13 protein-coding genes, 2 tRNA genes and 1 pseudogene are annotated in these 13,206 nt (G+C 52.3%); 6 read left to right on the top strand and 10 right to left on the bottom strand.

Annotated features, from left to right (window positions below; translation table 11 throughout):
- The first annotated feature begins 262 nt into the window (after positions 1-262).
- From ACZ1HF_RS03010 to ACZ1HF_RS03000, 3 genes are all read left to right on the top strand, one after another.
- Positions 263-1,471 carry an NADP-dependent isocitrate dehydrogenase gene (locus tag ACZ1HF_RS03010; protein ID WP_472656110.1) on the top strand — a complete coding sequence of 403 codons (1,209 nt, stop codon included), beginning with the start codon at positions 263-265 and terminating at the stop codon, positions 1,469-1,471.
- Positions 1,472-1,561: 90 nt separating this feature from the next.
- Complete coding sequence (locus ACZ1HF_RS03005) at positions 1,562-1,897, top strand: DMT family transporter (RefSeq protein ID WP_472656109.1); 336 nt, start codon at positions 1,562-1,564, stop codon at positions 1,895-1,897.
- A complete protein-coding gene (locus ACZ1HF_RS03000; protein ID WP_472656108.1) occupies positions 1,897-2,499 on the top strand; it encodes a nucleotidyltransferase family protein in 603 nt (200 codons plus the stop codon). The genes ACZ1HF_RS03005 and ACZ1HF_RS03000 overlap by 1 nt, the downstream gene beginning before the upstream one ends.
- Positions 2,500-2,599: 100 nt before the next feature.
- Here ACZ1HF_RS03000 and ACZ1HF_RS02995 read toward each other — a convergent pair whose 3' ends face one another.
- From ACZ1HF_RS02995 to ypfJ, 5 genes are all read right to left on the bottom strand, one after another.
- Entirely contained in the window at positions 2,600-3,250 is a 651-nt protein-coding gene (locus ACZ1HF_RS02995; protein WP_472656107.1) for a Hint domain-containing protein, read from the bottom strand.
- 635 nt (positions 3,251-3,885) lie between these two features.
- A tRNA-Leu gene (locus ACZ1HF_RS02990) sits at positions 3,886-3,970 on the bottom strand.
- Positions 3,971-4,076: 106 nt separating this feature from the next.
- A complete protein-coding gene (locus ACZ1HF_RS02985; RefSeq protein WP_472656106.1) occupies positions 4,077-5,429 on the bottom strand; it encodes a TRAP transporter large permease in 1,353 nt (450 codons plus the stop codon).
- Positions 5,426-6,010 carry a TRAP transporter small permease gene (locus ACZ1HF_RS02980; protein ID WP_472656105.1) on the bottom strand — a complete coding sequence of 195 codons (585 nt, stop codon included), beginning with the start codon at positions 6,008-6,010 and terminating at the stop codon, positions 5,426-5,428. Before ACZ1HF_RS02980 ends, ACZ1HF_RS02985 begins: the two co-directional genes overlap by 4 nt.
- A gap of 121 nt (positions 6,011-6,131) precedes the next feature.
- Entirely contained in the window at positions 6,132-6,989 is an 858-nt protein-coding gene (gene ypfJ, locus ACZ1HF_RS02975; RefSeq protein WP_472656104.1) for a KPN_02809 family neutral zinc metallopeptidase, read from the bottom strand.
- Between the two features lie 81 nt (positions 6,990-7,070).
- Here ypfJ and ACZ1HF_RS02970 point away from each other — a divergent pair, with 81 nt between their 5' ends.
- Entirely contained in the window at positions 7,071-7,649 is a 579-nt protein-coding gene (locus ACZ1HF_RS02970) for a YqaA family protein (RefSeq protein WP_472656103.1), read from the top strand.
- Positions 7,646-8,101 (top strand): disulfide bond formation protein B, encoded by a 456-nt coding sequence (locus ACZ1HF_RS02965; RefSeq protein ID WP_472656102.1) that lies wholly within the window; start codon positions 7,646-7,648, stop codon positions 8,099-8,101. Before ACZ1HF_RS02970 ends, ACZ1HF_RS02965 begins: the two co-directional genes overlap by 4 nt.
- Positions 8,102-8,117: 16 nt before the next feature.
- On the opposite strand, the gene ACZ1HF_RS02960 is transcribed toward ACZ1HF_RS02965, so the two are convergent.
- From ACZ1HF_RS02960 to ACZ1HF_RS02945, 4 genes are all read right to left on the bottom strand, one after another.
- Positions 8,118-8,534 carry a hypothetical protein gene (locus tag ACZ1HF_RS02960; protein ID WP_472656101.1) on the bottom strand — a complete coding sequence of 139 codons (417 nt, stop codon included), beginning with the start codon at positions 8,532-8,534 and terminating at the stop codon, positions 8,118-8,120.
- A gap of 131 nt (positions 8,535-8,665) precedes the next feature.
- Complete coding sequence (locus ACZ1HF_RS02955; protein ID WP_472658967.1) at positions 8,666-9,031, bottom strand: tetratricopeptide repeat protein; 366 nt, start codon at positions 9,029-9,031, stop codon at positions 8,666-8,668.
- Between the two features lie 15 nt (positions 9,032-9,046).
- Positions 9,047-9,355, bottom strand: a complete 309-nt coding sequence (locus ACZ1HF_RS02950) for a hypothetical protein (RefSeq protein ID WP_472656100.1) — start codon at positions 9,353-9,355, stop codon at positions 9,047-9,049.
- Positions 9,356-9,406: 51 nt separating this feature from the next.
- Complete coding sequence (locus ACZ1HF_RS02945) at positions 9,407-10,042, bottom strand: sulfotransferase family protein (protein WP_472656099.1); 636 nt, start codon at positions 10,040-10,042, stop codon at positions 9,407-9,409.
- Between the two features lie 264 nt (positions 10,043-10,306).
- On the opposite strand from ACZ1HF_RS02945, the pseudogene gyrA reads away from it, so the two are divergent.
- Positions 10,307-13,035, top strand: a pseudogene (gene gyrA, locus ACZ1HF_RS02940) (DNA gyrase subunit A).
- Between the two features lie 21 nt (positions 13,036-13,056).
- Here the strand turns inward: gyrA and ACZ1HF_RS02935 are convergent.
- Positions 13,057-13,146: transfer RNA gene (locus ACZ1HF_RS02935), tRNA-Ser, on the bottom strand.
- Between the last annotated feature and the right edge of the window lie 60 nt (positions 13,147-13,206).

Raw genomic sequence — 13,206 nt, 5'->3', positions numbered from 1 at the left:
ATTCACGAAATCTTTGATCTGACGCCTACATGATGAGGCAGAATCTAGGCATCATGCAGATAGAGACAGCCTTAATTTTGACAATATTTACGCAATGGTCAATCGTTTCTTTTGAAACGAACGAATTTCATTTGGAAACAATTAACCTTTTGCATGTAATCCCAAGGACATAGTTGAATTTTGGTATACACTTGCATACCGCCTTCCCCCCGTCTGCATTCAGGTATCACCCCAATAAACGAGATCCAAGGCCGGAGGTCCCATGTCAAAGATTAAAGTAGAAAATCCCATTGTCGAACTTGACGGCGATGAAATGACCCGCATTATTTGGGATTTTATCAAGAAAAAACTGATACTTCCCTATCTCGATGTGGACCTGCTTTACTATGATCTTGGAATGGAAGTCCGTGATGAAACAGACGATCAGATCACAATAGACGCGGCCAACAAGATCAAGGAAATCGGCGTTGGTGTGAAATGTGCTACAATCACACCCGATGAAGCGCGGGTCGAAGAATTTGGCCTCAAACAGATGTGGCGCAGCCCGAACGGGACAATCCGCAACATCCTTGGCGGCGTTGTTTTCCGCGCACCCATCATCTGCTCCAACGTGCCGCGGCTTGTGCCGGGCTGGACACAACCCATTGTCATTGGACGTCACGCATTTGGCGACCAATATCGCGCGACCGATTTCCTGTTTCCGGGCGAAGGGAAACTGACGATGAAATTCGTCGGCAAGGATGGCACTGTTATTGAGCGCGATGTGTTTGACGCCCCAGCCTCTGGCGTTGCAATGGGGATGTATAACCTTGACGCCTCGATCATCGATTTCGCCCGCGCATCTATGAATTACGGCCTGAACCTTGGCTGGCCGGTCTATCTGTCGACCAAAAACACCATCTTGAAAGCCTATGATGGCCGCTTCAAGGACCTGTTCCAGAAAGTCTTTGACGAGGAATTCGCCGACAAATTCAAGGAAAAAGGCATCACTTACGAGCACCGTCTGATCGATGATATGGTCGCGGCTGCGATGAAATGGTCCGGTGGCTTCGTCTGGGCGTGTAAGAACTACGATGGCGATGTGCAATCTGACACCGTCGCGCAGGGCTTTGGTTCGCTGGGCCTGATGACATCGCAATTGATGACACCGGATGGAAAGGTTGTTGAGGCAGAGGCCGCGCATGGCACCGTGACCCGCCACTACCGACAGCACCAGAAGGGCGAGGCGACATCTACCAACTCCATCGCATCGATCTACGCTTGGACAGGTGGCCTGAAGCACCGCGCAAAGCTGGACGAAAACCAGCAATTGGCGACTTTCGCTGAAACACTGGAACGCGTGGTGGTTGAGACCGTCGAGAGCGGCTTCATGACCAAAGACTTGGCACTTCTGGTTGGCCCGGATCAGAAATGGCTGACAACAGAAGGTTTCCTTGAAAAGATTGACGAGAATCTGAACAAGGCGATGTAATCTTAGAAAGGGCCAGCACATACGCTGGCCCTTTCTACATCTGGACAGACCATATCGCGGCCCTCTAAATGTAAACCGAAGGGGGCGATCATGCCAAAACATTACCTCTACTTGCTGGTCGCAATCATCACCGAAACGATCGGCACCTCAGCACTGCAATCCAGCCAACAGTTTACACGCCTGATCCCAAGCCTGATCGTGATCGTGTCCTATGCAATATCATTTTATCTGCTGGCCCTGACGCTGAAATATATGCCGGTCGGGATCATGTATGCCTTATGGTCGGGCCTAGGCATCGTGTTCATTGCATTGATCGGATATTTTTATTTTAACCAGCGGCTGGATCTGCCTGCGATCCTGGGTCTGGTATTTATCATTGCAGGAATTGTGATCATCCATCTGTTTTCTCAAACTGCCAGCCACTGATGGAAACCCCGATCCTTCTTTTGGCCGCAGGGGCATCAAGCCGAATGCTTGGGGCAGACAAGATGCTTGAAGATGTGAATGGTCAGCCGTTGCTGCGAAATCGTGCTGTTGCATGTCTGAACAGCAAAGTCGGCCCGGTACGCGTTGTGATCTCGCCTGCCTACCCTGATCGCCTCGCTGCTTTGGAAGGATTACCGGTTGAGGTAATCGAAACCGATCCCGCACATCATGGCATGTCCCACAGCATACAAACGGGTGTGGCCACATGCCCTGATACGGATCAACTTTTGATCCTTCTGGCCGATCTGCCTGAAATCACGACACAGGACATTAAAACGGTTACGGACGCGGCCGCGTCATCTGATGCGCTGATCCTGCGTGGCGCGACAAAGAGTGGCAGGATGGGCCATCCTGTTCTGGTCAAAGCCCCTTTGATTTCATCCTTGATGGAATTGCAGGGCGATCAGGGCGCGCAACCTTTGCTCAAACAACATCTGGCCCAGACAGAGTTGGTTTGGCTACCAGAAACCCATGCGATTTTGGACCTTGATACACCTGACGATTGGGAAGACTGGCGCAATGGAAGGCCTGTAAAAACTTAGGGCCACCCTTTCAGGTGGCCCTTGCACTCGTTAATACACTGTTTCAATCCCGCTATGGCTAGCTGTAAGCCTGTTATTCAAATAAAAGTTGTACGTCCTGCTATACGATACGGCGAGCAGGCCCATAAGTTTCACGACCTTTGGCCGTTTTCAGATCGGGAAAGAGTTCAAAAATTTCGCCCCGTTGTGCATTACCCAAAGCCCCCAATGTGGTATCTTCAGGTTGGAAGCTTTCCGTCCAGGCCCCGTTTGCCAAAACCACCTCATGCCGGTCACACATGAAATGTAGATAGGTGGTGCCGGTGGAATCGACCTGTGTGATACCACGCTTCGGATTAATCAGATGTTTCGCTGCGACAAGTATTTCCTTGTCGGTATAGGTCAGATTGACACGATCATTCGTAACGAGAATCCGATGATTGGGGCTGACCATCATATCGCGCTCGGGCAGACCGCCCCCAAGTGTGCCTGCTTTTATCAAAATTGGTTCCAGATGAGGGTTTGAAAGCAATTCTGCAGGCCCGATGAAACTCGATCCAATCCAACCTATTCGCTGCAAGCCATTATCACGCGTGATGACCTGATCGCCTATATGCAGTTTCTCGACAGGTAGTTCTCCGTTTAACGTCGCTATGGACGTTCCCGGAGTGAAGCATGGACAGGACGGAATTGTGCTTAAACCCGAAACATAGGCAGTTTTAAAAAAACCGCGCGCGCATCGAGTATGTGGTTTTGCGGTACTTCGTGCCATATGATCCCCCACAGACATTGGCAAATTCGTAATATATTTCGGCAGACTCTTAACTACACAACTGCGTCAGTCAGGGGAATATAACCCTTGGGGGGCGGGGCAGCCATATATTGGCTTGCCCCAATGATCGCGCTTCCAGCATAGCACCCCACTCAAAGATGCAATCCTACGCAACCGCCCCACAAGGTGTCCTCTTCCCCAAGCGGACATCCTTTATTTAGCCAATCTGGCATTCTGCAAAAAGCAGAAACCTCTATTTAGGCTCTAAACGGCGATTTAGAGCCTATTTATACATCCCCCATCTGGCCCAGATTCACTTCAGTTTTTGTGCCCTTTGGAGTATTTGCAGTATGTTTCTTAAATAATTTAAAACTTTAATATTATTATTTAAACAATGGACTAAATAAAATTGTTAATGTGTCTAAATAAAAAACAAACAGAGATATGATGTTATTCTGCCGAGAAACGAAAACCAGATTCGAGAAGATGTGGCGCGTTAAAAATGCAACACCACCGGATTCTTTCGGAGAACGCTGCGCGGCATCGTCTAAAGAATACACCTGATATCACGACAAATAAGACTGTGATTCCCATCTATGTCGAATCGAACATATATGAATTGAAGCTAAATAATATGGTACCCGAGGTCGGACTCGAACCGACAAGCCTTGCGGCGGGGGATTTTGAATCCCCTGCGTCTACCAATTCCGCCACTCGGGCTAAGACAACGGGCGATGCCCGGTCGAAGTTCTCGGGATTTAGCCAACTGTATCGGAAAGGTCAATCGGCCTTAGACGCCAATTTCAATACTGGGACCTCGGGCGCATCAAAACGCTACTCCGACCAACCAAAGGGTGATCCCAGGAAACACCAGCAGAAGACCCACACGCACCACATCTGACAGGACAAATGGCAAGACCCCACGATATGTCTGCGTTATCTGCACATCACGGGACACCTGATTGATGATGAACAGGTTCATACCAACCGGCGGGGTGATCAGGCCAATCTCAACCACAATCAAAGCAAGAATACCAAACCAGATGGCTGTCTGCTCGGTCGTCAGGCCAAAATCCAGCAATTCAATGATCGGGAAAAAGATCGGGATCGTCAGAAGGATCATCGACAGGCTGTCCATGATGCATCCGAAAACCAGATAACAGACAAGCATAGCAAGCAGTATTGCCATAGGCGCAAACCCCTGCCCTGTCACCCATTCCGCAAGCATCTGTGGCGCCTGTGTGAACGCGAGAAACGAGTTGAAAACCTGCGCGCCGAAAACAATCAAGAAGATCATGGCGCTGGCCTGTGCTGTCTCTAACACCGCGTCCAGAAAAGCACGTCCACGAAGCCCGCCTGTCACGACGCCGTATAGCCCGGTAAAGATCGCGCCAACCGCAGCCCCTTCCGTCGGGGTGAACAAGGCCTGTACACCCGGCTTTGTCCAGTTCCAGTCTGCGGCAATCCCCCCCATCACCAGCCCGAAGATCAGCACAACAGGCCAGATTTTCCAGAGGCTGCGCAAACGTGCCCTCACTGGCACGCGTACCATCATCGGGGCCGCGTCAGGATTGACGCGCGCATAGATCGCAACGGTCAACATATACCCCAAAGCCGCAAGAATACCTGGAACCAGCGCTGCTATGAACATCTTGACGATGTTCTGCTCGGTCAGGATTGCGTAGATCACCAGAATAATCGATGGAGGGATCAGAATACCCAAAGTCCCCCCCGCCGCCAGAACGCCAGTGGACAGGGCATCTGAATAGCCGCGTTTGCGCATCTCGGGCAAGGCCACCTGCCCCATTGTGCTGGCCGTCGCCAGCGAAGACCCACAGACAGCGCCAAACCCGGCACAGGCCCCGACAGCCGCCATGGCCACCCCTCCCCTGCGATGCCCCAGCCAATCGGACGCCGCCTGAAAAAGAGCCGCCGACATACCGGATTTTGTCGCAAACTGCCCCATTAGCAAAAACAGCGGCACAATGCTCAGCGAGTAGCTGGAAAACGTGTCATAGGTCAGCGTTTTCATCTGGCTGAGTGCCGCAGTCGGCTGCCCAAGCACGATCCACGTCCCGATAAAGCCAGTTCCGAACATCGCAGCCGCAATCGGCACACGCAAAAAGATCGCCAGCATCATCAGACCAAAGGCCGTCATTGCCAGTTCTGTACCTGTCATAAAGACGCCTCGGCCCCGGTTATGACCCAATTCAGGGCGCGCCAGATCGTGTAGAGACTGACCAAGAAGAAAAATACGGCACCAATCACAGCAAACCCGTAAGGAATCCAGATGGGCAGTTCTAACTCATAGGTTGTTTCCGGGAAAAAAGGTTTGCTGCCCATCCCCAGAATTTCACGCAATGCGTCCGAGCCGTAAGGGAACTTCTCGCCAAAGCCCAACCAGAGACGCCACAGGATCAAACCTGACATCACCGTAATCGCGGCATCCGACAGAAGCCCCGCAAATGCCTTTAGGCGGCTTGGCATCATATCGACAAAAACATCTACCGTCACATGGCCACGCTTTAATTGACACCATGGAAGGAAAGCGAAAATCGCCACCGCACAACCGGCTTCCACCAGTTCGAAATCCCCGGCGATGGGTGACAGACCAGCAAAAGCTAGATTGCGTCCGATGATCGACGCGACCGTGATGCCAGCAATGCAGATCAACACCAAGCCGCCCGCACAGGCCAGACCAAGCGCCATATGCTCCAGCAAACTGCCAACGCGCAGTTCCAGCTTAGGTGCCAGTGCCATGTCTCTGCCCTCTCTGTCCGCCATTCTGGATGTGGCAGGTGATTGCCCGACGCCTCTCTAGCTGTATTCATGCAGAGTGCCAATCATCCAAATTGACCTGTGTGGGCCTAATTTGGTGCCCTTACAGATTATTCGTTCCGAAGGTATCACAGGCCTCAATCTTTGCGGCCTTGTAGCCTGTGGCAAACCAGCGCTGGCGTTGCTCGGACGTCCCGTGGGTAAAAGTATGTGGGTTGGGCCTGCGCCCGGCATTACGTTGCAACGTATCATCCCCGATTTGCTTGGCTGCGTTGATGGCCTCGGCCAGATCGCCTTCTTCTATGGACCCAAACCGAGCTTGCGCATAGCGCGCCCAGATGCCGGACAGGCAATCGGCCTGCAGCTCGATACGCACAGAAATAGCGTTGCTTTCCCCTTGGCTGACCTGCTGGCGAATGCGGTTGGCCTGCCCCAGAATACCCAGCTCGTTCTGCACATGATAGGCTATTTCATGGGCGACGACATAGGCGGCGGCAAAATCACCCCCAGCCCCAAGCTGGCGAGACATCGTGACAAAGAAATCCGTATCCAGATAAGCCTTCTTGTCTGCCGGGCAGTAAAACGGGCCAGACGCGCCATTCGCCCCACCGCAGGGCGATTGTGTGGCTCCTTTGAACAACACCAGCGTGGCAGGCGTATAGGCTTCGCCCAACTCGGAGCGGAAAATCTCGGACCAGACTTCTTCGGTATCGGCCAAAGTGACCGAGACAAACTCGCCCGCCTGTCGATCAGCCTCCGTGATTTCTGCGGTCTGATATGTATCTCCACCGCCAAGCGTGCCTTCCTGCAAAAGGGGCGTAACATCAATGCCCAGAAGGTAGCCAATCAACAGTACGGCTACCAATCCAAGCCCACCAACGCCACCAGCGGCCCGACCAACACGGCGCTGACCGCGCCTGTCTTCAATGTTTCTGCTGCCCCGTCGCCCTTGCCACCGCATCACACTCCCCCCTTTTGCTTGACCCGGACACCAGCCCGTGCTGCATAGCCTTTGATACACAACAGACAACCGGGCAGGCAAATGATCAAGGGCCTTTATGATTGGACGATGTCCCTGGCGGACCATCCTCGTGCCCTATGGGCCTTGGCATTGGTCGCTTTTATCGAAAGCTCTGTCTTTCCGATCCCGCCCGATATTCTGATGATCCCGATGATCCTGGCCCGTCCATCACGTGCGTTTGTGATCGCTGGTGTTGCATTGGTGGCATCGGTTCTGGGCGGTTTGCTAGGCTATGCGATTGGGGCCTTCTTTTATGAACAGCTCGGCCAGCCGATCCTGCAGGCATTGGGCAAGGCGGATGCGATGTCTGAATTCAACACCCGTTTCAACGATCTGGGTTTCTGGCCTGTGCTGATTGCCGGACTGACACCGTTTCCTTATAAAGTCATAACCATCATGTCGGGCTGGACGGGTTTGTCGTTAGGCACATTCATTGTCACCTCGATCATCGCGCGTGGGCTGCGGTTTTTCATAGTCGCGGCACTACTTTGGAAATTCGGCGCGCCCGTCAAAGAGTTTATCGAGCGCCGTTTGGGGCTGGCCTTTACAGCCTTTGTGATATTGCTTCTTGGGGGATTTGCCGCGGTGAAATTCATATGAAACGCATGGTAATCATTGCAGCCGGGGGATCGTTTCTGTTGGTGGCGGGGGCTTTCGCCTTTCAAGCTGCGGACTATCCGCCCTGCAAGATGTGCCTGTGGCAACGCTGGCCCCATGCAGCGGCTGTCGTCATAGGTCTGGCCTTTCTGGTGCTGGGCCAGCGCATTCTGCTCTGGCTTGGTGGGCTGGCCGCGCTAATCACCTCGGGCATTGGCGCCTATCATGCGGGGGTCGAGCAAGGCTGGTGGGAAGGCCCGAACAGTTGCACATCCGGATCGATCAGCGGGCTGAGCCCCGAGCAGTTATTGGAACAGATCATGACGGCCCCCATCGTGCGCTGCGACGAGATCGCCTGGCAGTTGATGGGCATTTCCATGGCAGGCTGGAATGCGATTATTTCGCTGGGGTTAGCGGCTATATGGGGAATGGCTGCTTTGCGGATGAAAGTGTAACGAGTTCGTTATAGAATTATTCATCTCTTGGAGTATTGTAGAAAGAATTATCGAAGAAATACAAATCCTCTAGATATGCAACCAGGGCAGTATGTGTCCTGTCATCATATGGGCCCAGTATTGGGCCGTCATAAAGGTTATCATCTCTAAGAATTTTTCTTAAAATTTTCCGAGCTACTGGGCCACCATCGCTGGTAAATATTTCCAGCTCCTTTAGCGCCAAGTCCATTTGACCAATACCGGCATATGCACGACCGCGAATATCATGCTTCAAGGTGCTTCTCAATAAGAAAGTATCACCGATCCACAAGCTCCAACTTTCTGTATAGCCCTCTTGATATTTTTCTTCTAAAAATAAATCTGCATATTTTTCAATATGTTTTTTGCCAAGCTCATCTTGGTCAAGCCTAAAATAGGCAAATGCAATAAACATGAGAACTTCATTATATGTATCTGCATTTAACTTATATCCGTATAATAGACTTTCTAACGCCGCCTCATAATTCTTTTTTATAAGATATATTTCCTCGATAATTGAGTGTATCGAGCCATGATTAGGCCATATTAACAGCGCATCTTAAATACTTTCAGCGCCTTGTCATATTGTTTGATCTCAATATAAAATTCGCCCAACTCAGCATATGCACTTTCATCCTTAGGGTAATCAGAGATCGCTTGTCTATACACCGCAACAACTTCATCTGTGCGATCCAATTTTTTTAGTATACGAACCTTGTTACGTAAAGCACTCCTATGAACAGGGCTAATATCTAAAACCACATCATAACCTGCCAAAGCCTTTTCGAATTCCCCACGATCACGATACCCTCTTGCACGCCAGCATAATACCCACGTATCATTCGGCGACAACTCAAGTGCCTTTTCGAAATCGGCCTCTGCCAGCGCAAATTCCCCACGCGAACTATTTATAAATCCGCGTTGGGTCTAGGTAATATGATTTTCAGGCTGAACCTGAACAACCTGATCAATATCCGCAAAGGCTTTTTCGTGCTCATCCAAGTCATAATATGCTAAAGCGCGTTCTTTCAAAAGCAGGTGCATATTATTGTCGGACACACCGTCGCGCTTGATCAAACCAGAGCATGCTTTAATGACATCCCTTGCAGCCACATCATCATCAAAACACGCCGCTATTTGCGCCTGTGTTCCGTAATTCTTTTGAAGAAATATATAAAATGACAGGCTGAGCGTTGCGACAAGGATTAATAAAGCAATACGACGAACTGTAATCATGCTTTATAAATAGGAACGCGCCCCGCAATAAGCAAGAGTTCGCCGACGACTTTATCCCAATTTTGCCTTGATCAGCTTCCAGAAATCTTCCTTGCTGTTGCTATGAGGAAAGAGCGTATCGGGAACCGGCACATCCAAAAATGCGCATAAAGGTTCCCAGCCATCCCGCACATCGAAATGCAGCACTCTTTCGGGTGAGCCATAGGCCTCTACCTCGGCGTTACGGGCCGCAAAGGCCTTCAAAGCGGCATCCTTGTCGTCATGGGATGATTTGAACGTCTGTTTGGCGATAATTTCGCCTACCAGCTCTGGCACGTTGCGAATTTGCTCGTGCCCTTCACCAAGACCGGCTTTGCCAATCACCATTCCAACCGTGCTGGAGTAACTGCCCCACCAGCTTTCGGGGTCTCGCGTTGTGTGAATGATCTTCGCATTTGGGTAGGCTGCGGCCAGTTCTTGCCAGTAATGAGCTGCGGGCCAATCGACTGCGCTGCTATAGCCCGTGAATGCGGCGTCCCAGTCCATTGATTTGCCCTGCACTGCATCGCGCCATGTTGCCACTTGCTCGGGGTGGGCAATCACTTCATCCATGTGATGACATGGACCCAAACCAAGGTGATCCAGCGCGACCTTGAGTGACATCGTTCCAGTGCGTCCAAATCCAGACCCGATTACAGATAATGTCATGTGATATCTCCCGAAATGGTTGGTTTGAACCAATAGATAGCCCGCAACACAGGATTACCAAATTGTTGCATTCTAAACCAGAAGCCCGTTGAGCGATCGGCGGAAACCCCCGAATTCGGATAATACCTTTCAAATTCAGTTATTTAGACCAGCACAAATATCACGAAAAATATAGCAGCGCCTTGAGCCATTGCACCTTATATACGGGTTAGGGTATAGTTGAGCCACAAAATATAGACGGCCAAAAGCAAGATCGGAATTAACGTGAACGACACGCCGGAAACCCCTGAAAACGAAGACGAAAATACACCGCACCGTATGGTTCATGACGGCCCCCAAGTCTCGATCACGGACGAGATGCAGACTTCCTTCATCGAATACGCGATGAGTGTGATTATTTCCCGTGCCATTCCCGACCTGCGGGACGGGCTGAAACCAGTGCATCGGCGCATTCTTTATGCGATGTACGAGACAGGAAACACGCACGACAAATCCTACAAAAAGTCTGCGCGACCCGTTGGCGATGTCATGGGTAAATATCACCCGCACGGTGACAGCGCGATCTATGACGCGCTGGTTCGGATGGCGCAGGATTTCTCGATGTCACTGCCGCTTCTGGACGGTCAGGGCAATTTCGGCTCCATGGATGGCGATAACCCCGCAGCCATGCGCTATACCGAAGTGCGGATGGATAAGCCCGCCAATTCGCTGCTGGCAGATATCGACAAGGACACCGTTGATTTTCAGGACAATTACGACGGCAAGGACCGCGAACCCACGGTACTACCCGCCCGGTTTCCCAATATGCTGGTCAATGGCGCTGGTGGTATTGCTGTTGGGATGGCCACGAACATACCGCCCCATAATCTGGGTGAGGTGATCGACGCGACGCTGGCGCTGATCGAGTCTCCCGATTTGGAGATCGAAGATCTGATGGAATATGTACCAGCCCCCGATTTCCCGACCGGTGGTATCATTCTGGGGCGCTCAGGCGCGCGCAAAGCCTATCTGGAGGGTCGCGGTAGCGTCATCGTGCGCGCCAAGACCCATACGGAGGAAATTCGCAAGGATCGTTGGGCCATTGTCATCGACGAGATCCCGTACCAGGTGAACAAAGCCACCATGATTGAACGCATCGCCGAGGCCGCGCGAGACAAGAAGATCGAGGGTATTTCCCACGTTCAGGACGAATCCGACCGTGTCGGCGTACGCGTTGTGGTTGAATTGAAGCGCGACGCCACCGCCGAAGTTGTGCTGAACCAATTGTTCCGTTTCACGCCGATGCAGACATATTTTTCCTGCAATATGCTGGCACTAAACGGCGGCAAGCCGGAACAGCTGACGCTACGCAGTTTTCTGACCAATTTCATAGCTTTTCGCGAAGAGGTTGTTGCACGCCGAACGGCCTATGAGCTGCGCAAGGCGCGTGAGCGCAGCCATGTGTTGTGCGGTCTTGCCGTGGCCGTCACGAATATCGACGAGGTCGTCGCGACCATCCGTAATTCTGCCGACGCGGCCGAGGCGCGCGAGAAACTGATGACCCGCGCCTGGCCCGCGCAGGATATCGCTGATTATATCCGTCTGATCGACGATCCGACCCATACGGTTAATGAAGACGGCACATACTACCTGTCTGAAACACAAGCCCGCGCCATTCTGGAATTGCGCCTGCAACGCCTGACACAGATCGGTGTCAAAGAAGTTACGGCGGAGCTTGAAGAGCTAGCAGGCAAGATCAAAGAATATCTGGCCATTCTGCGGTCGCGCGAACGGATCATGCAGATCATCAGTGACGAATTGAAAGAGGTCCGCGACCAGTTTGCCATCCCACGCCGCACCGAGATTGTGGACTGGTCTGGCGACATGGAAGACGAAGACCTGATCGAGAAAGAGGATATGGTCGTTACGATCACGCAATCCGGCTGGATCAAACGCACGCCTCTGGCCGATTTCCGGGCGCAACGGCGGGGTGGCAAAGGCCTATCGGGAATGGCCACGAAAGAAGACGATGCAATCACGCAACTTTTCGTCGCCAACACCCACACACAACTGCTGTTTTTCACAACAGATGGAATGGCTTACAAACTGAAGACATGGCGCCTGCCCCAAGGCGGTCGCACGGCAAAAGGTAAGGCCATCGTCAATATCCTGCCAATACCAGCAGGTGTTTCTATCGCAGCCATCATGCCTGTGGACCGGGATGAGGAAGACTGGGGCGATCTGCAGATCGTCTTTGCCACAACGGCAGGCGACGTGCGTCGCAATGCGCTGTCGGACTTCACCAATGTTATGCGTAACGGCAAAATCGCGATGAAACTGCCTGAAGGGGTAGAACTGGTTAATGCGCGCATCTGCGCTGAAGATGACGATGTCATGCTGGTCACAAATGCTGGCCGTGCCATCCGGTTCCGCTCGACCGATGTGCGCGTCTTCTCGTCCCGTGCCTCTACTGGCGTGCGCGGGGTTAGGCTGTCCGGGGATCAGAAAGTTGTCTCGATGGCCGTGATACGCCATTTTGAGGCCACCCCGGAAGAGCGTGCAGGCTATCTCAAAATGCGTCGCGCAGTCATGGGTCTGACAGATGATGTTGAGGCTGATGATGACGAACAGATTGATGGCGCGATCACACAGGAACGCTACGCAGAAATGTCTGCCGCCGAGGATCTGATCCTGACCATCACCACAGGTGGTGCGGGCAAGATCAGCTCCAGCCATGACTACCCTGTGCGTGGGCGTGGCGGTATGGGCGTCACAGCGATGAGCACGAAAGCAGGCGAGATCGTAGCCGCCTTCCCCGTCGAGATGGATGATCAGATTATGCTGGCCACCTCGAAAGGGCAGTCTATTCGATGCCCCGTCGACGGGATTTCTTTCCGCTCGCGTAGCGCGGGGGCGTTAAAGTCTTTGATACAGGCAAAAGCGAAACTGTCGTCTCAGTCGCGCGCATCGCAGATCAGGGCGGCGACGAAGAAAATGAAGGCAGCAACGCATAGGACCATTTAAATGCGGATGAATGGCGGACAGACAGGGATTCGAACCCTGGAGACGGTCTCCCGCCTACACACTTTCCAGGCGTGCGCCTTCGACCACTCGGCCACCTGTCCGTTCGCCGGGGTTTAGCCAAAACCGATCTCTGTTGCAAGCCTGTAAGAAGACACGCATCA

This window comes from Litoreibacter sp. GN1-5 (genome assembly GCF_055693805.1).
This window is presented reverse-complemented; position numbering and strand designations above follow the sequence as displayed.